The sequence below is a fragment of the Dechloromonas sp. ZS-1 genome, from assembly GCF_039649255.1.
In the GTDB taxonomy this organism is placed as follows: domain Bacteria; phylum Pseudomonadota; class Gammaproteobacteria; order Burkholderiales; family Rhodocyclaceae; genus Azonexus.
Genome location: NZ_JBDIYD010000011.1, coordinates 78,456 through 97,152 on the forward strand (window position 1 = coordinate 78,456; position 18,697 = coordinate 97,152).

Annotated in this window: 17 protein-coding genes and 1 tRNA gene; 7 read left to right on the forward strand and 11 right to left on the reverse strand. The window is 58.5% G+C overall.

Annotated elements, in window-relative coordinates:
- Position 1: 1 nt before the first annotated feature.
- The 3 genes from AACO21_RS13260 to AACO21_RS13270 all read right to left on the reverse strand — a co-directional run bounded on the left by AACO21_RS13260 (position 2) and on the right by AACO21_RS13270 (position 3,873).
- Positions 2-982 (reverse strand): HlyD family efflux transporter periplasmic adaptor subunit, encoded by a 981-nt coding sequence (locus tag AACO21_RS13260; RefSeq protein ID WP_346193003.1) that lies wholly within the window; start codon positions 980-982, stop codon positions 2-4.
- 123 nt (positions 983-1,105) lie between these two features.
- Positions 1,106-3,346 (reverse strand): methyl-accepting chemotaxis protein, encoded by a 2,241-nt coding sequence (locus AACO21_RS13265; RefSeq protein WP_346193004.1) that lies wholly within the window; start codon positions 3,344-3,346, stop codon positions 1,106-1,108.
- A 451-nt stretch (positions 3,347-3,797) separates the two neighbouring features.
- Positions 3,798-3,873 (reverse strand) — tRNA-His (locus tag AACO21_RS13270).
- 163 nt (positions 3,874-4,036) lie between these two features.
- Here AACO21_RS13270 and tig point away from each other — a divergent pair.
- The 6 genes from tig (at position 4,037) to AACO21_RS13300 (ending at position 11,195) form a co-directional block, all read left to right on the forward strand.
- Entirely contained in the window at positions 4,037-5,341 is a 1,305-nt protein-coding gene (gene tig / locus AACO21_RS13275; protein WP_346193005.1) for a trigger factor, read from the forward strand.
- 39 nt (positions 5,342-5,380) lie between these two features.
- Positions 5,381-6,010 (forward strand): ATP-dependent Clp endopeptidase proteolytic subunit ClpP, encoded by a 630-nt coding sequence (clpP, locus tag AACO21_RS13280; RefSeq protein WP_346193006.1) that lies wholly within the window; start codon positions 5,381-5,383, stop codon positions 6,008-6,010.
- 16 nt (positions 6,011-6,026) lie between these two features.
- The gene (clpX, locus tag AACO21_RS13285) at positions 6,027-7,292 is read left to right on the forward strand and encodes an ATP-dependent Clp protease ATP-binding subunit ClpX (protein ID WP_346193007.1); all 1,266 of its coding nucleotides are present in this window, start codon (positions 6,027-6,029) and stop codon (positions 7,290-7,292) included.
- Positions 7,293-7,364: 72 nt separating this feature from the next.
- Positions 7,365-9,779, forward strand: a complete 2,415-nt coding sequence (gene lon / locus AACO21_RS13290; protein WP_346193008.1) for an endopeptidase La — start codon at positions 7,365-7,367, stop codon at positions 9,777-9,779.
- Between the two features lie 177 nt (positions 9,780-9,956).
- On the forward strand, positions 9,957-10,229 hold the full coding sequence (locus AACO21_RS13295; protein ID WP_346193009.1) for an HU family DNA-binding protein: 273 nt from the start codon (positions 9,957-9,959) through the stop codon (positions 10,227-10,229).
- Positions 10,230-10,322: 93 nt separating this feature from the next.
- On the forward strand, positions 10,323-11,195 hold the full coding sequence (locus AACO21_RS13300) for an HDOD domain-containing protein (protein WP_346193010.1): 873 nt from the start codon (positions 10,323-10,325) through the stop codon (positions 11,193-11,195).
- A gap of 33 nt (positions 11,196-11,228) precedes the next feature.
- Here AACO21_RS13300 and AACO21_RS13305 read toward each other — a convergent pair whose 3' ends face one another.
- The gene (locus tag AACO21_RS13305) at positions 11,229-11,993 is read right to left on the reverse strand and encodes an RNA methyltransferase (RefSeq protein ID WP_346193011.1); all 765 of its coding nucleotides are present in this window, start codon (positions 11,991-11,993) and stop codon (positions 11,229-11,231) included.
- A 63-nt stretch (positions 11,994-12,056) separates the two neighbouring features.
- On the opposite strand from AACO21_RS13305, the gene AACO21_RS13310 reads away from it, so the two are divergent.
- Positions 12,057-12,869 carry an inositol monophosphatase family protein gene (locus AACO21_RS13310; RefSeq protein WP_346193012.1) on the forward strand — a complete coding sequence of 271 codons (813 nt, stop codon included), beginning with the start codon at positions 12,057-12,059 and terminating at the stop codon, positions 12,867-12,869.
- Positions 12,870-12,944: 75 nt separating this feature from the next.
- On the opposite strand, the gene dnaB is transcribed toward AACO21_RS13310, so the two are convergent.
- The 7 genes from dnaB to AACO21_RS13345 all read right to left on the reverse strand — a co-directional run bounded on the left by dnaB (position 12,945) and on the right by AACO21_RS13345 (position 18,566).
- The gene (dnaB, locus tag AACO21_RS13315; protein WP_346193013.1) at positions 12,945-14,354 is read right to left on the reverse strand and encodes a replicative DNA helicase; all 1,410 of its coding nucleotides are present in this window, start codon (positions 14,352-14,354) and stop codon (positions 12,945-12,947) included.
- Between the two features lie 66 nt (positions 14,355-14,420).
- Positions 14,421-14,867, reverse strand: coding sequence for a 50S ribosomal protein L9 (rplI, locus tag AACO21_RS13320; RefSeq protein ID WP_346193014.1), 447 nt, complete (start codon positions 14,865-14,867; stop codon positions 14,421-14,423).
- 15 nt (positions 14,868-14,882) lie between these two features.
- A complete protein-coding gene (gene rpsR, locus AACO21_RS13325; RefSeq protein WP_346193015.1) occupies positions 14,883-15,158 on the reverse strand; it encodes a 30S ribosomal protein S18 in 276 nt (91 codons plus the stop codon).
- On the reverse strand, positions 15,130-15,459 hold the full coding sequence (gene priB / locus AACO21_RS13330; protein ID WP_346193021.1) for a primosomal replication protein N: 330 nt from the start codon (positions 15,457-15,459) through the stop codon (positions 15,130-15,132). The genes rpsR and priB overlap by 29 nt, the downstream gene beginning before the upstream one ends.
- Positions 15,460-15,483: 24 nt before the next feature.
- Entirely contained in the window at positions 15,484-15,858 is a 375-nt protein-coding gene (gene rpsF / locus AACO21_RS13335) for a 30S ribosomal protein S6 (protein ID WP_346193016.1), read from the reverse strand.
- A 128-nt stretch (positions 15,859-15,986) separates the two neighbouring features.
- Complete coding sequence (locus AACO21_RS13340; protein ID WP_346193017.1) at positions 15,987-17,885, reverse strand: hypothetical protein; 1,899 nt, start codon at positions 17,883-17,885, stop codon at positions 15,987-15,989.
- A 15-nt stretch (positions 17,886-17,900) separates the two neighbouring features.
- On the reverse strand, positions 17,901-18,566 hold the full coding sequence (locus tag AACO21_RS13345) for an energy-coupling factor ABC transporter permease (RefSeq protein WP_346193018.1): 666 nt from the start codon (positions 18,564-18,566) through the stop codon (positions 17,901-17,903).
- Positions 18,567-18,697 lie beyond the last annotated feature (131 nt).

Genomic DNA, 18,697 nt, shown 5'->3' on the forward strand with positions numbered 1-18,697 from the left:
CTCAGGGCTGTGCCAGGCTCAGAAAAGCCGGCCAAACCAGCGCCGGATCCTTGCGCAGGTAGGCCACGCCAGGCATGCCGCCCTTGGCCAGATCGCGATGCGCGGCGAGCCAGCTTGCATCCGGTCGGACCTTGACGCGGAACATCAGTTTTTCACGTTCGCTGCGGGTTTCAACCTCGCGCGGGGTAAATTGGGCCTTGGGTGCGACAAAGCTGATCGTTGCCGGCACCGGCTGATCGGGATAAGCATCCAGCACAATCCGCGCTTCACTGCCGATGGCCAATTGCCCCGCCAAGTCCGTGGGCAGATACACGGTCATGTACATATCGCTCAGATCGACCAGCGTCAGCACCTTGCCCCCGGCGGGCAAGACCTCTCCTGCTTGTGCCAGCCGGTACAGCACCCGCCCGTTGATCGGGGCCTTCAGGCTGAGATCGGCCAGCGTGGCCTGCAGACTCTCCAGGCGCGCCTGCGCCGACGCCACGGCAGCTCCGGCCTCGGCCACCCGGCTGCGTGCCTGCGCGGCCCCGGCCTCGGCACCGGCTTTGGTGGTCTGATCATTGTCCAGCTTGCTGCGGGAAAGAAAGCCACGCCCAACCAGTTCTTCAGAGCGCTTCAGGGTTTTATCGGCCAGGCTCACATCGGACTGCGATTTACGCACCCCGGCCCGGGTTTCATCGACCGCCCGCTGGGCCTGTTCAACCTGAGCCTGGGCGGCACGGACCTGAGCCTCCAGTTCGCTCGCATCCAGACGCGCCAGCAACTGCCCGAGCGTCACCGTATCGCCTTCCTGAACCCGCATTTCGCCAAGACGCCCTGCGACCTTGGTCGCGACATCGACCTCGGTCGCCTCCAGCCGGCCATTGGCCGCAAACAGCCCCTCGGGCAACTGCCTGGCCTGCTGCGCCTGCCAGCCGAACCACACGGCCGCAGCGCCCAGTGCGAGCAAAATCACCAATGTGAATGTGCGCGGAATCTTCATTTTGAGCCACCTTTTACTGACCAATGGGTCAGTAATGACTTTAGCAAAATACGGGCATGCTGAAAATGGCCAAACGCCAGAACAGAAGCGAAAAGGCGGGGATTGCCCCCGCCTTGGATTGGGTCAGAACTCCGCCCAGTCACCATCCAGATCGGGCGCAGCCGACTTGGGTGACGCCAGCACGGGCCGACCACCGGAACTGGCACGCGGCGAGGGAACAGCACCCCGTTGCGGTTTGCCCGCACCGCCCGGTGCCGCCAGCATCGGGCGCCCCGTATTGGCCAACTTGAACTTCCCTACTGCGGCAGAGAGGCTGTGCGCCTGATCGTCCAGACTCTCAGCCGCGGCAGCCGCTTCTTCAACCAGAGCAGCGTTCTGCTGCGTGACCTCATCCATCTGGCTCACCGCCAGGCTGACCTGCTCAATCCCGGCGGTCTGCTCACGGCTGGCTTCCGAAATCTCGGCCATGATTTGCGCCACCTCGCTGATGCTGGAGACGACCTGCGCCATGGTCTCACCGGCCTGGCCGACCTGACGATTGCCCATATCAACCTTGCTCACCGAGTCGGAAATCAGGTCCTTGATCTCACGCGCTGCGGAAGCACTGCGCTGTGCAAGATTACGGACCTCGGTCGCCACCACGGCAAACCCGCGCCCCTGCTCGCCTGCCCGGGCTGCCTCGACTGCGGCGTTCAAGGCCAGAATATTGGTCTGGAAGGCAATCCCGTCAATCACGCTGATGATGTCGCCGATGCGGGCGCTCGACTGGTGGATCGTGGTCATGGTTTCAACCACCTGCTGCACGACACCGCCGCCCTGCTTGGCGACCGCCTCCGCTGCCCGTGCCAGTTCGCTGGCATGCACGGCATTGCTGGTGTTCTGCTTCACGGTGCTGGTCAGCTGCTCCATGCTGGATGCGGTTTCTTCCAGGCTGGATGCCTGCTCTTCGGTCCGGCTGGAGAGATCCTGATTACCCGAAGCAATCTCCTTGGCCGCGGTGGAGATCATGCTCACTGCCCCGGCAATATCGCCGACCAGCGTCTGCAGGTTGTCGCAGATGGCGTTCATGCTCTCTGCCGTCGCGCCAAACAGCCCCGGGTAGGATTGATCGATCTTCTGGGTCAGATCACCCTGTGCCAGCGCCACGGAAACACGGGAAATATCGGACAAGGCCCGATTGGCCGTATCGCCCAGCGCATTGAGCATCTCGGCCAGATTCAGGGCATAGCCGCGACGGCCATCAAGTTCCATCCGATGCGAGAAATCCCCGTGGGAGGCAGCATCCACCATGGCCTGGACATCGGAGAGCACCGAGCGCAGGGAGAAAACCGTCTGATTGACCGCCTGCGCCGTCTCACCAAAAGCACCGGCATACTGCCCGCTCACCTCACGGCTGAGATCCCCCTCCGCCAGCGCCTTGGCGACATTGGCAATATCCTGCAGGCTGGCATCCACTGTTTCGACCAGACGATTGAGCGACTCACCGATCTGCAAACCGAAACCCTGCTTGCCCTGAAGCGACATGCGCTGCTTCAGATTGCCACGCTCGGCGGCATCGACGATGCTGCCGATTTCACCGACCATCCCCCGTAATCCGGCTTGCATCTGGTCCATCGCACGCAGCAAGGCACCGATTTCGTCGGCGCCATCATCGTTCACATGACTGTCCAGGCGCCCGGCAGCAATCGCATCGGCCACGCCAACGGCGGCTGCGAGACGACGTCCGACCTGACCGGAGAAACGCAGCGCGATACCGATACTGATCACCGCAGCAATCAAGGCCGCAATCAAGAGTACGGTTTGTACTGTACTCACAGCAGACTTGGCAGCAGCCGCCGCTTTTTCCATCTCGCCTTCTTGATACTTGCCGAAGGCATCGGCAGCAGCCCAGAGGGCATTGTTGGCAGCCGCCACCTCCTTGAAGTAAGAGGCTGCCTTGGACTTGTCGCCTGACCGGATCAAGGAAAAGGACTGATCATACATCGGCGTCAAGGCAGTGCGTGCGGTGGCCATGCCTTCCGCGAGTTCCCGCCCCTTGGGCGTGGTCATTGCCGCAAGCAAGCGGTCGATGTCATCGCTGAGCGATTGGTGCGTTTTCCGGATACGTTCAATGGCCGCATCGGCATCGGCAGTCGTCTCAGCCATCGCCGCAGCACGCAGCGAACGTCCGTTATCGATCACCCCCCGAACCACCGCCTGCGCCTGCATGACTTTGGGGTAGCGATTGCCCACCACCATGTCGACATCCGTCTCGACCTGAAGCAACTGCCAGAATGCGCCCAGCACGGCGACCATGAAGATGGCCAGCGTCACACCAAACCCCACCAACAACTGGGTCCGAATTGAATATTGATCGAGTCTCATGTCCCCTCCTGTTCACCACGCACGCGCGTGCTATCAAGCTGACCTTAAAACTGCCAGCGTGTTTGAATCTTGATGGATATCAAGCCACAAGTAGATTTAAATCAGATGAATCGGCGAGAAAAACCGACAACAATCACCCTGTCATTATCGCGCTGCATAACCTATTGAGTTGATAAAACGGGTGCGGGCCATGCCGCAGGGCCTCAGCATCCAGAGGCCAGGAGATAGGCCATGTGGCTTAACGGGATTACCTGTTGCAGGCCTGGCCAGCGGAAGTTATGAGCAGCGCCCTGAGCGTGATAGGCTGACTTTGGGTGGTCGCACTCTTGCACCCCCTATGCGTGATCACACTTTGATCGCACTAAACTTGATCAGCAGGGCAGACAACGGGAGCGTGGCGAAGCCAGAAACGAAAAACCCCCTGATTGCTCAGAGGGTTTTCGCTGAAACTTGGGGCGACATACCGGGATCGAACCGGTGACACCTGGAATCACAATCCAGTGCTCTACCGACTGAGCTAATGCCGCCGTCGAAGAAGGCCCGCATTGTAGGGAGCACCTGCAAAGTCGTCAACACTTTTTTGCATCAATCGTCGAAATTCCGCTTCAGCGCTAGGATTCTTCCCCTCCGCCCGTGACGTGCTAGAATCGACAGCTTTATTTTTCGGCCCTGTAGTCACAAGGAATTCTCATGGAAGCAACCAACGCACAAGCTAACGAACTCGAACGCCGTGTCGACCTGTCCATCGCCATCGAAAACGTCGAGAAGGAAATGGAACAGCGCCTGAAGCGCATGGGCCGTAACATGAAGATGCCGGGCTTCCGTCCGGGCAAGGTGCCGTTCAACATCGTGAAGCAACAGTATGGCGACCAGGCTCGCCACGAAGTGCTGGCCGAAGAACTGGACCGCGTGTTCGGCGAAACCGTGACCGCACAGAAGATTCGCGTTGCCGGCTACCCGCGCATCGAACCGAAGACCACCGAAAGCACCACCCACCTCGAATTCACCGCCATTTTCGAGACCTACCCGGAATTTGCCCCGGCCGACATGTCGACCGCCGAGATCGAGCGCCCGGTACTGGAAGTCTCCGCTGCTGAAATCGACCAGACCCTGGACATCCTGCGCAAGCAGCGCGTCACCTATGCCGATGCCGACCGTGCCGCCCAGAAGGATGACCGTGTTGTCATCGACTTCCTGGGCAAGAAGGACGGCGAGCCGTTCCAGGGCGGCCAGGCAACCGATTACCCGTTCGTTCTGGGTCACGGCATGATGCTGCCGGACTTCGAAAAGGCGGTTGAAGGCAGCAAGGCTGGTGAAACCAAGACCTTTGACCTGACCTTCCCGGAAGACTACTTCGCAAAGGATCTGGCCGGCCAGACCGTCCAGTTCGACATCACCGTCAAGAACGTTCAGGCTGCCGTGCTGCCGGAAATCAATGACGAGTTCGCCAAGAGCATGGGCATCGCCGACGGCGACGTGGCCAAGATGCGCGCCGAAATCGAAGCCAACCTGAAGCGCGAAGTGAAGCGCCGCATTGAAGGCAAGCTGAAGGATCAGATCATGGAAGCCCTGCTCAAGGCCAACCCGATCACCGTCCCGAACGCCCTCGTTGAAATGGAAGTTCAGCGTCTGATGCAAGCTGCCCGCCAGGACATGGAACAGCGCGGCATGAAGGTCAACGACTTCCCGATCCAGCCGGAATGGTTTGGCGACCAGGCCAAGCGCCGCGTTTCCCTGGGCCTGATCCTGGCCGAAGTGGTCAAGACCGAAAACCTGCAAGCCACCCCGGAACAAGTGCGCACCCTCGTCGAGGAAAACGCCGCTTCCTACGAGCAACCGGAAGAAGTGATCCGCTGGTACTATGCCCAACCGCAGCGTCTGGCTGAAGTGGAAGGCGTCGCCATCGAAAACAACGTTGTTGCCTGGGTCCTGTCCAAGGCCAAGGTCAGCGACAAGGCTGCCGCTTTTGATGAACTGATGGGCCAGAAGCAGTAAGCTTCCATTCCCGATAACGTAGCAATGACAAGGGCTGACATGAATATCGACTTCTCTAGCAACTGGGATCCGCAGGCTTTGGGCCTGGTCCCCATGGTGATCGAACAGAGCGGACGCGGCGAACGCGCGTTCGATATCTATTCGCGCCTGTTGAAGGAGCGGGTGATCTTTCTTGTCGGCCCGGTCAACGATGCAACGGCCAACCTGGTCGTTGCCCAAATGCTGTTCCTGGAAGCGGAAAATCCGGACAAGGATATCTACTTCTACATCAACTCGCCGGGCGGTTCCGTGACTGCCGGCATGTCGATTTACGACACCATGCAGTTCATCAAGCCGGATGTGTCGACGCTGTGCATCGGCCAGGCCTGCTCGATGGGCGCTTTCCTGCTGACCGCAGGCACCAAAGGCAAGCGTTTCTCGCTGCCCAACTCCCGCGTCATGATCCACCAGCCGCTGGGCGGCTTCCAGGGTCAGGCTTCCGATATTGCGATCCACGCCAAAGAAATCCTTGCCATCAAGGACAAGTTGAACCGCATCATGGCCGAACATACCGGTCGGCCGCTGGAGCGCATCGAGAAGGACACGGATCGCGACAATTTCCTTTCTGCGGCCGAGGCGGCAGAATATGGCCTGATCGACAAGGTATTGACCCGCCGCGAAGCGGCTTGATTTCTCAGAGGTACGAATGACCACCAAAGGCGGCCAGGAAAAACTGCTCTACTGCTCCTTCTGCGGCAAAAGCCAGCACGAAGTCAAAAAACTCATCGCCGGCCCATCGGTCTTCATTTGCGACGAGTGCATTTCGCTGTGCAACGACATCATCCGCGACGAGCTGCCGGATGAGGCCGCCAAGGTTGCCGGCACCGACCTGCCCACCCCGCGCGAGATCAGCTCGATCCTCGACCAGTATGTGATCGGCCAGGAAGTCGCCAAGCGCATCCTGGCGGTGGCGGTCTACAACCACTACAAGCGCCTGCGTCATACGTCCAAGAATACGGGCGAAGTCGAACTGGCCAAGAGCAACATCCTGCTGATCGGCCCGACCGGCTCCGGCAAGACCCTGCTCGCCCAGACGCTGGCCCGCCTGCTGAATGTCCCGTTCGTGATGGCCGATGCCACCACCCTGACCGAAGCCGGCTATGTCGGCGAAGACGTCGAGAACATCATTCAGAAGCTGCTGCAGAAATGCGACTACGACATCGAAAAAGCGCAGCAGGGCATCGTCTACATCGATGAAATCGACAAAATTTCGCGCAAATCCGACAATCCGTCGATCACCCGTGACGTCTCCGGCGAAGGTGTTCAGCAGGCACTGCTCAAGCTGATCGAAGGCACCACCGCTTCGATTCCGCCGCAAGGTGGCCGCAAGCATCCGAACCAGGATTTCGTTCAGGTCGACACGACCAACATCCTGTTCATTTGCGGTGGCGCATTTGACGGTCTGGAAAAAGTGATCCGCAACCGCTCCGAGCGTGGCGGCATCGGCTTTGGCGCCGAAGTGAAGAGCAAGGAAGACAAACAGGCCGTCGGCAAGGTCCTGCGCGATGTCGAACCGGAAGATCTGATCAAGTTCGGCCTCATCCCCGAACTGATTGGCCGTCTGCCCGTCGTCGCCACCCTGCAGGAACTGGAAGAAGACGCCCTGATCCAGATCCTGACCGAACCGAAGAACGCACTGGTCAAGCAATACCAGAAGCTCTTCGCCATGGAGGAAGTCGAGCTCGAAGTTCGCCCGGCCGCCCTCTCCGCCATTGCCAAGAAGGCACTGGAGCGCAAAACCGGCGCCCGCGGCCTGCGTTCCATCATGGAACATGCTTTGCTCGACACGATGTACGAACTCCCCGGCATGGATAATGTCGAAAAGGTCGTCATCGACGAAAACATGATCAACGGCGATACCTCGCCGCTCCTCATTTACGCCGATCAACCCAAGGTGTCCGGCTCGAACTGAGCCGTACCCTCTTGAAATCCGGTTTCCAGCCCCCATCTTTGGGGGCGTACCGCTTTTAGATAAGGCATCGTAATGTCGAACCCCAACACCCTTCCGGAAACCGTCGAACTGCCGCTGCTGCCGTTGCGCGATGTCGTCGTGTTTCCGCACATGGTCATCCCGCTTTTCGTCGGCCGCCCGAAGTCCATCAAGGCCCTCGAAGTGGCCATGGAAGCCGGCAAGAACATCCTCCTGGTCGCCCAGAAATCGGCGGCCAAGGACGAACCGGAAGCAGGCGATCTGTACCGCATCGGCTGTCTCGCCAATATCCTGCAAATGCTCAAGCTGCCGGATGGCACCGTCAAGGTGCTGGTCGAAGGCACCCAGCGCGCACGCATTGATGCCATCGAGACCCAACCCTCGATGTTCATGGCTACCGCGACCCCGATCGCCCCGCCGGCAAACGAGGACCACGAAGTCGAAGCCATGCGCCGCGCCGTGGTGTCTCAGTTCGACCAGTTCGTCAAACTGAACAAGAAAATCCCGCCGGAGGTGCTCTCGTCGATCAGCGGCATCGAAGATGCGGGCCGCCTTGCTGACACCATTGCCGCCCACCTGCCGCTCAAACTGGAGCAGAAGCAGGAAGTGCTGGAGATGGAAAGCATCCGCGAGCGCATCGATCGCCTGCTCTCCCAGCTCGAATCCGAAATCGACATCCTGCAAGTTGAAAAGCGCATCCGGGGCCGCGTCAAGCGCCAGATGGAAAAGAGCCAGCGCGAGTACTACCTCAACGAGCAGGTCAAAGCGATCCAGAAGGAACTCGGCGAAGGCGAAGAAGGCGCGGATCTCGAAGAACTCGACAAGAAGATCAAAGCAGCCGGCATGAGCAAGGAAGGCCTGGCCAAGGCCCAGGGCGAGCTCAAGAAGCTGCGCCTGATGTCGCCGATGTCAGCCGAAGCGACCGTCGTGCGCAACTTCATCGAAACCCTGATCGGCTTGCCCTGGCGCAAAAAAACCCGCATCAGCAAGGATTTGCTGGCCGCAGAAAAGATTCTGGATACCGATCACTTTGGCCTGGAAAAGGTCAAGGAACGCATCGTCGAATACCTTGCCGTGCAGCAACGCGTCGACAAGGTCAAAGCGCCGATTCTTTGCCTAGTCGGCCCTCCGGGCGTGGGCAAGACCTCGCTTGGACAATCCATCGCCAAGGCAACGAACCGCAAGTTCGTCCGCATGGCCCTGGGCGGCGTGCGCGATGAAGCCGAAGTCCGCGGCCATCGCCGCACCTACATCGGCTCGATGCCGGGCAAGATTCTGCAAAGCCTGACCAAGGTGGGCGTACGCAACCCCCTCTTCCTGCTCGACGAAGTGGACAAGCTCGGCCAGGATTTCCGCGGCGACCCCTCCTCTGCGCTGCTGGAAGTGCTCGACCCCGAGCAGAACAACACCTTCCAGGACCATTACGTCGAGGTGGATTTCGATCTTTCCGATGTGATGTTCGTTGCCACGGCCAACACGCTGAACATTCCGGCGCCGCTGCTTGATCGTATGGAAGTGATTCGCCTTTCGGGCTATACCGAAGACGAAAAGGTCAATATCGCGATGCGCTATCTGCTGCCCAAGCAGATGAAGAACAACGGCGTGAAGAAGACCGAACTTCTGGTCGCCGAAGCGGCCATTCGCGACATCGTCCGTTACTACACCCGTGAAGCCGGCGTCCGTGCGCTTGAGCGTGAAATTTCCAAGATTTGCCGCAAGGTCGTGAAGACGCTGGTCCTCAAGAAGCGCGACAGCAAGATTGCGGTCAACGCCAAAAATCTGGACAAATTCCTCGGCGTACGCCGCTACTCCTTCGGCATGGCCGAGAAGGAAAATCAGGTCGGCCAGGTCACCGGTCTGGCCTGGACCGAGGTCGGTGGCGAATTGCTGACCATCGAATGCGCCAACATGCCGGGCAAGGGCAATATCCTGCGCACCGGCTCGCTCGGCGATGTGATGAAGGAATCGGTTGAAGCCGCCCGTTCTGTCGTGCGCGCCCGCGCTCGCCGCATCGGGATCAAGGATGAAGTCTTCGAGAAGACGGATATCCACATCCACGTCCCCGAGGGCGCCACGCCCAAGGATGGCCCGTCAGCCGGCATTGCCATGACCACGGCCCTGGTCTCCTCCTACACGGGCATTCCGGTTCGTTGCGATGTGTGCATGACCGGTGAAATCACCCTGCGTGGCGAAGTCCTGGCCATTGGCGGCCTGAAAGAAAAGCTGCTGGCTGCCGTGCGCGGCGGCTTGAAGACCGCCCTGATCCCGGAAGAGAACGTCAAGGACCTGACCGAGATCCCGGACAACATCAAGAACAAGATCGAAATCATCCCCGTCAAGTGGATCGATCAAGTGCTTGAAAAGGCCCTCGAACGTACGCCGGAAGCCCTGAACGACACCGCGGAAGCCAGCACGACGGTCAACGCCGGAAACGATGCCAATTCTGGCAAAAACGTCATTACCCATTGATTTATAAGGAAACGCATGCCTTCGTCCTAAACGAAGGCATGTTGTCTCCTTGAGCACACCGCTCTACCCCGCGCGAATCCGCTTGACACAAGGATTTCGACAGGGATATAAATCGCTCCTTCACAAGAATTCAATGATCGTTTTTCCGATCCAATCTCACCCTTTGAGGATTTCACGATGAACAAGACTGAACTGATCGACCAGATCGCCGCCTCCGCCGACATCTCCAAGGCTGCCGCTGCCCGCGCCCTGGATGCCACCGTCGACGCCGTCAAGGCTGCACTGAAGGCTGGCGACACGGTTAACCTGATCGGTTTCGGCACCTTCTACGTTGGCGAGCGCGCTGCCCGCACCGGCCGCAACCCGCGCACCGGCAAGACCCTGACCATCGCCGCTGCCAAGACCCCGAAGTTCCGCGCTGGCAAGGGCCTGAAGGACGCTGTGAACTAAGCTTGCAAGGTACTGCGTTTCAAGACGCAGTGTCGATTGCAGTACAATAGACCCCGCTCAGCCGAGCGGGGTTTTTGTTTTTTGGAACACGGAATGCTATACCCGGACAAGCAGGGTGACGCGCTGAACATCCAGCGCTTCAAGATGCTCGAAGACATCGCTGCAGAACTCTCACAGGGCGGCATCGTCTTTCCCACCTATTTCGATGCAGCACTGAAAATCCGCAACCTGATGCAGCATGAGGATGCATCGCTGCACGATATCGCATTGGCCGTTTCTGCCGAACCGCTCATTTCGGCAAAACTGATCAAAATGGCGAATTCAGCCGCCTTCAATCCGCGCGGCCATGAAGTGACCCATCTGCCAGGTGCCTTGGCCCGACTCGGGACCCGCCACGTTCAAACTGCTGCACTGGCCATCGCCAATACACAATTGATTCGCGCGCGCGGCATGGCCGAATACAGCACCGTTGCCCAGCAACTCTGGATTCACTCCATCAACACAGCAGCCACCGCCCAGATCCTGGCACAGGAATGCAGTGCATTGAATCCGGATGTCGCCATGCTGGCTGGCCTTGTGCACGACCTGGGCGCCTTCTACATGCTCTATCGCTCGGTACATTACCCGGAACTGCGGGAGCGTCCGGACAGCCTGCTTCATCTCATTGCAGAGTGGCATGAGGCCATTGGCAGCACGCTGCTGAACAGCCTGGGCTTACCCAAGGAAATCGTCGCCGCCTCCGAAGAACACGACCATCCCCGCGCCCTGCCCGGTACGCTGAATCGCATGGCAGACCTGATCTACGTGGCAAACATGTATGCAGGGGGCTATCAGGAAAGCAGTATTCAGGACAATCCGTCCTATGCAACCGCTCAGGCCGAGATCAAAGCTGCGTACGCCCATTTGGCAGACCGCATCGAACAGACTGCCACAGCGATGCGCCACTGCTTTGCCGACGAAGCCTGAAGCACGCCAGGCCTCGCCGCACACACAGTCCGCTCAGCCCTTCTTGCCGTGCCCCGTGGGTTTCTGTGTTGAAGCCAGCATGCCACGCAGGATATTCACCTCGTCCTTTTCCAATCCTGAACGAGAAAAAAGGCGACGCAATTTCTGCATCAGGCGTCCCGGCTGAGCCGGATTGAAGAAGCCGGTCCCCGTCATGACGGCCTCGAGATGCCGGTAAAGCCCCTCAACCTCATCATGGGTGGCACGCGGCGAAGCAAAAGGCGTCACGCCTCCCTGACGCCCTACCGGCGGGGTACCGGCATACGCTGCCATACGGCATTCGTAACAGAGCACCTGAACCGCGGAGCCCAGATTGAGCGAACTGAATGCGGGATTGGTGGGAATACACACAGCAGCCTGACAGAGCAGGACTTCCTCATTGCTCAAGCCAGTGGTTTCATTCCCGAAAACCAGTGCCACCTCACCTTCTGCCGCAGCTTCCAACAAATTTGCCACGATATGACGCGGGGCACCAACAGCCGGCCCCAGATCACGCTGACGTGCCGACATGGCCACTGCGTGCACCGTACCAGCCAGTGCCGCCGCCAGATCCTGGGTCAAAACAGCCGATTCCAGGAGGTCGACCGCACCCGTCGCACGCGTATCGGCCTCCGGATCGGGAAATTGCTTGGGTGAAACCAGATAAAGACGGGAAAGCCCCATCGTCTTCATGGCACGTGCCGCCGCACCAATATTGCCCGGATGACTCGGGCGACACAAAACAACCCTGATTCGGGAGAGCAGGACTTCCGGGTTCATAGTAAAATTCGTCTTTTGAAAATATCTTCGGGTGACTCATGCCGCCCGAAAGCTCTTTAAGCCATGCATCCAGCCCTGAATATCGCCATCAAGGCGGCGCGCCGCGCCGGCCAGATCATCAATCGTGCTTCGAATGACCTCGACCTCCTGAAGGTAGCGAGCAAGTCGCCGAACGACTATGTCACCGAAGTCGACCGTGCAGCTGAAGCTGCCATCATCGAAACCCTGCAGGAGGCCTATCCGGGGTACGGCATTCTAGCAGAGGAGTCCGGCGTCTTCGCCGCGAAGTCCGAGCGTGACGCCGACTTCCAATGGATCATCGATCCGCTGGACGGCACGACCAATTTCATTCATGGCCTGCCCCAATACGCCATCTCGATCGCCCTCGCCAAAGAAGGCGTCGTCGAACAAGCCGTGGTCTTCGATCCGAACCGCAACGAACTGTTTACCGCCTCCAAGGGCGCTGGCGCCTTCCTGAATGAGCGCCGTATTCGCGTTTCGCGTCGCACCAAGTTGGGTGAAGCACTGATCGGCACGGGTTTCCCGTACCGCATGTTCGACAAGATTGATCTCTACCTGTCGATTTTCAAAGAACTGGCTGAAAAAACCGCCGGCCAGCGCCGCCCTGGCGCCGCCTCGCTGGACCTCGCCTACGTTGCCTGCGGCCGCTACGACGGCTTCTGGGAATTCGGCCTGGCACCGTGGGACATGGCTGCAGGCAGCCTGCTCATCTCCGAGGCCGGCGGCCTGGTCAGCGACCTGCGTGGCGAGGCAAACTATCTCGACACCGGCAACATCATTGCCGGCACGCCGAAGGTCTTCGCACCGCTGCTGAAGATCATCGAAGAGCGTTTGCCTGAATCGGTACGCGGCTAAGCACTAGTAAAAAGGGCCTCGGAAACGAGGCCCTTTTTCATTTCGGGGTGAGCAGACACGCCTGCCAAAGCAGTCTCAGTTTTCCGAATCGACAAAGCCTCCCGAGGCCAGATTCTCGAAGCGCGTGTATTCACCCAGAAAGGCCAGCCTGACCGTGCCGGTCGGACCGTTACGCTGCTTACCGATAATCACCTCAGCCAAGCCCTTGTTATCGGGGTTGTCGCGGTTGTAGTACTCGTCGCGATACATCATCAGGATCACGTCCGCATCCTGCTCGATGGCCCCGGATTCGCGCAAGTCAGACATCATCGGACGCTTGTCGGTACGCTCTTCCACCTTACGGGAAAGCTGCGAGAGCGCAATGATCGGGACGTGCAGCTCCTTGGCCAAGGACTTGATCGCACGCGAGATTTCCGAGACTTCCGTTGCACGGTTCTCGCCCGGCCGGTTCCCGCTCATCAGCTGAATATAGTCGATTACCAGCAAACCCAGCTTGCCGCCATATTGGCGCGCCAGACGACGGGCGCGGGCGCGCAGGTTAGCCGGGCTCAAACCACCGGTTTCATCGATGTAAAGCGGTGCCTCGTGCAACTTACCCAAGGCAAAGGAGAGCTTCGACCACTCGTCATCGTTCATGCGACCGGTGCGCAAGCTTTGGGAGTTCAGGCGTCCGATCGACGCCAGCATCCGCATGGCAAGCTGCGCGCCGCCCATTTCCATGGAGAACACCCCCACAGGCAAGCCCGTTTCGACCGCCACATTTTCTGCGACGTTCAGTGCAAATGCAGTTTTACCCATCGACGGTCGACCGGCCACGATGATCAAATCCCCAGGTTGCATGCCCGAGGTCTTTTGATCCAGATCTGCAAAGCCGCTCGGCACCCCCGTAATATCGGACGGGTTATCACGGTCATGCAATTCCTGAATTTTCTCGACGACCTGGGTCAGCAAGGGATTGATATGTACAAACCCTTCGTTATGCCCCGCCCCGGACTCCGCAATCTGGAAGATCTTGCGTTCCGCTTCATCCAGGAGGGTTTCAGCCTCCCGTCCCATCGGATTCAGGGCGTCGCTGGCAATCTCGTCTGCCGTTGCCACCAGCTTGCGCAACACCGAGCGCTCGCGCACGATCTCGGCGTAACGACGGATATTGGCGGCAGAGGGTGTATTGGCCGCCAATTCACCCAAGTACGCCAGCCCGCCCGTCTGATCTGCCTCCCCCGCACCATCAAGCGCTTCGGCAACGGTCACCACGTCGGCCGGCTTTGCCCGCTCTAACAGGTTTCGAATCTGCCTAAAGATCCGGCGATGCTCATCACGATAGAAATCACCTTCGACGAGCAAATCCCCCATCCGGTCCCAAGCTTGGTTATCAAGCAGAAGACCCCCCAGGACAGATTGTTCCGCTTCAATGGAATGAGGTGGAATACGCAACTGATCCACAACGGGATCCGCAGATTTAGCTTTAAAAGGACGTTGATTCATGGCGGCAGTTTAAATAAAAAGGCCCCGCATATGCGAGGCCTCTTTAACATGAACAGTCAGAACTGATTATTCAGCGACGACGTTCACAGCGATGGTGGCAACCACGTCGGTGTGCAGGGCGATATCCAGCGGGAACTCGCCAATTGCCTTCAGCGGGCCTTCCGGCATGCGGACAGCAGCCTTGTCGACTTCGAAGCCAGCACCCTTCAGTGCGTCAGCGATGTCGGCATTGCCCACGGAACCGAACAGACGACCGTCCATACCAGCCTTGCGAGCGACGGAAACGGCCACACCGGCCATCTTCTCGGCAACGCCTTGAGCGGCAGCCAGCTTTTCAGCAGCAATTTTTTCCAGTTCGGCGCGGCGAGCTTCGAACTCAGCCAGGGCAGCCGGGGTAGCGCGCTTGGCGATACGCTTCGGGATCAGGAAGTTACGGGCGTAGCCATCCTTAACCTTGACGACATCACCCAGATTGCCGAGGTTGACAACTTTTTCGAGCAGAATGATTTGCATGTTGAAGCTCCCCGATTAGTTGTGGTTGTCGGTGTACGGCAGCAGAGCCAGGAAGCGAGCACGCTTGATGGCGGTGCCCAGCTGACGCTGATAGCCGGCCTTGGTACCGGTCAGACGAGCCGGCATGATCTTGGCGTTTTCCTGGATGTATTCCTTCAGGACATCCACATCCTTGTAGTCGATCTGTTCGACCTTTTCTGCCGTGAAGCGGCAGAACTTGCGACGCTTGAACAAACCACCGCCGCGACGCTTTTTCTTGTCGTCATCCTTCTTCTTGAAGAATCGAGCCATTTTCGTTTCCTTCCAAATATTCGAGTGTATTCACGTGCAGTACGGGCGTTCTGCTGTTGTGCTTCCGGGCAGCAAGAAAACCGGTGATTTTGACTGCGCTCCCGATAGGAGCTGCATTCAGCCAACGGGCATTTACCCCCAGACTGATCACCGCAATTTCCAGTTGAACCAGACGCTCTGTACCGTTTTCAACGAGGCGGGAGGCATGCTCCAAACGCCCTTCGCTAACCGGGATTCCTGCTGGCGTATAACGCAATGCTTTGCGTTCGACCAATATCCCGGAGAGAACAGTACAGTTCAGCCGACGACCTCCGTACGCTTAGCCTTAGGCGGCAGCAGCTTGTTCAGCAGCGCCTTCGCCGGCCAGCAGCGACTTGGACTTCTCTTCCTTCATCATCGGGGAAGGCGTCGTCACGGCAGCCTTCATCTTGATGGTCAGATGACGAAGCACAGCGTCGTTGAACTTGAAGGCGTGCTCGAGTTCGTTCAGCGTCTCGCCGTCGCACTCGATGTTCATCAGAACGTAATGAGCCTTGTGGATCTTCTGGATCGGGTAAGCCAGCTGACGACGGCCCCAATCTTCCAGACGATGAATCGAACCACCCTTGGCGGTCACGATGGAGCGATAACGCTCGACCATGCCAGAAACTTGTTCGCTTTGGTCCGGGTGGACGATAAAGACGATTTCGTAATGGCGCATGCAAACTCCTTTTGGGAAGAACCCTCCGCCATGCGTTTTGCGGTAGGGCAAGGTTGAAAAGCTTTCAAGTATAACAACAAAAAGGCCCTTTGACTACCAAAGGGCCGCTCTTTGAATCTCCGAAAAACTTACGCGCGCTCAGCAGCCTGTGCTCGCTCCAGGCGATTTGCCGTTTCCTTCAATTCAATCAGGAACAAAATTTCTTCAACCACGGGCATGGCAAAGCCTTGGCGCTGCCCACCCCTGTTATCACGCAGCAGTTGATACATATACCCGACCACATCACCCGACCCCCATTGCTCGCAAACCAGACTCATGATCCGGGGCATATCCTCGAGACACATGGGGCGAGGAGCAACAGGAGGCTGAGTCACAGACTCAACCTTCTCATCCAGTACAAGATCAAGCGCATGATGGGAGGGCGTGATATCACTTGCCGTTTCCCACTGCTGAACTTCAACGTTGAAGTTCTGATTCAAGTTACGGGCAACCGCCTCGAATTCAGCGCGCATCCCGGCAAGGCGGTAGACCTCCATCAATCTGACCCACGGCTGCAAGGCTTCCTGTGGGTTATTGTCGATGTATTCTTGAAGCGCCTGCGCCGCTCCCTTGACACGACCAAAGGAGAGCATGATGTCAGCCAGTTCCATGACCGGATTGGCTTCGAAATGCTCGTCGACCGTCGTTGCGGAGATGGACAACATGGAATCGAGGCCACTGGCCGGCGCCATCGGCTGAGCCGGCTTGCCCGGCAACTCGGAATGCCGTGAAGCCTCCAGTTCCAAATCGACCTTCATGGGTGCGCCCATCACAGCGGGCTCAACAGGGAGATCAACCCCTCCCTGCTCCTCGAACTCCGTTCCGCGCTGCGGATCGATCTCCAACGACGGCACACTTTCCGGCCCGTCAAGCGGCTCAATGAAAGCATCCTGACGCGCAGCCAGTTTGTCCTGATAACGCCGCCACCCAAGCCAGCCAAGCCCCCCCAACAGCATGCCCAGCAAGGCACCATAGAGCACAGAATCGGAAACCCAACCCTCTTCCTCAACTACGGGTTGCTGCTGAGCAGACTTGGGTGCCTGCGGCACAGACTCGGCAGCGACAGGCGGCTGCGAGACACGAGGTGCCGGGACGACTGCCACAGGCTGCTCGACAGGCACCGGCTGCATCCGAACCTCCGGAGATGCCCCCGCCTCAACCCGCCCCGCCATCGCTGAAGCACGCTGCTGCAATTCACCCAGCGTTACCTCCATGTTGCGCAACTTCTCTGCCGTTTCGAGCTGAGTCGTGGCCTGCTCCTGCATGGCCATCAGCATACGGAACTCCATGCGCAGAATATCGCGCTGAGGCTCGGAAAAGGCTTTTCCAGCCACAGAGGCAAGCGACCATTCGAACCGCAGGAACGGCTCACCCACCACAGGAGGATTAACCAAGGCCACACGATCAGTTCGAGGTGCTTGCTCTCGAGACGACAGGGGCTTGGAGGCAACTCGCTCATTGACACGCCGCGGCTTCGCGGGCTGCCCTGCTGAGGGCAAGCCCCCCATCATCGAAGCAGACGAGGAAGGCGGACGCAGCGCAGTCACCGGGGGAAAAATGTCCTGCGAACGCTCCGCGTTCACCACAGCAGGAGAAGCAAGCAAAGTGTATTCACGAATTAATTCGTGACCACAACCCAAATGAATGGCGACAACGAGTACCGGATCGCGCAAAGGCGCATCAGAGCGAACAATCAATAATGACGGCTTGCCCTTCTTATACTCCAGGGTTGCGCGCCGCATGGCGGGCAAATCGGCCTGAGTTGGCTTGATCAGCCTAAAACACGAAGCATCCAGGCCAACGACTGCGTCGCCCAGGATTTCAATTTCGAGACGCGGGTTTTCGCCGAGTGCCGGCATACCACGTAACTCGCCCAAACCCAGCGCAGAAGCGCCGGTTGAGGCAAGCGCCAAGATGGCAGCAGGCATTAATTGACGAAAAACCGAACAACGCAAGACAGACCCCCCGAAATCAAGCGCAAAATTCACCAAGCATTGTAACGACTATTTATCGGTTAGATAACGGCCATCGTCAAAACTGGCTACCCACTCCGGGCGATAGACTACCATGAGCGTGAGCACCATGCCCGAAATCCAGGCTTCAGCAAAACCCAGCAGAAGAAAATACGGTAAGTAAGCCTCGGCCAAATAATCAAAGGGATACACCGATGCCAAGCCCAGCACGAGACAGAGTATCGTGCCAACAACGAGGATTGACAAAAAAGCCCCAAAAAAAGATTGTATAAATATGTAAACAAAAAAATTAGGCGGCAGACAACTGCGTATGGTGCGCTGCCAGCACAAGACAAAAGCGACCGGCACCGCAATCAGCAGCAGGGCATTCAACGCGAAAACCGCGCCCCCCTCCCCGGCATTGAGCACCATTGCCAACAAAACGACGTTCAAGCCAACAAAAGCCGCAGCTGTACCAAAACACTGGACAAAAATGAGCACACCCAGGAAGTGCATGCCCAAACCGGGCTGAACCCCTGCCCGCAAATGCCAGAACAGCAGCAGAACGACCACCATCCCAAACCAGAGGTTGGACTGAACAGGGTCCAGAAAACGCCGATAATCCAGCCTGAAAAGCGAAAAAGCGAAGAGCGGCAGCCAAACCGCCCAAGCGGCCCAGCACCACGCTTCGCTTAAAAGATTATCCGGCAGATTCACGCACGCATTTTATCGTGCGACCGCCGGAATTTACGACATTATCCGACCGCGCTCACCAGTTGCGGCACGGTTTCGAACAGATCGGCGACGAGGCCGTAATCCGCAACCTGGAAGATCGGCGCATCCGGATC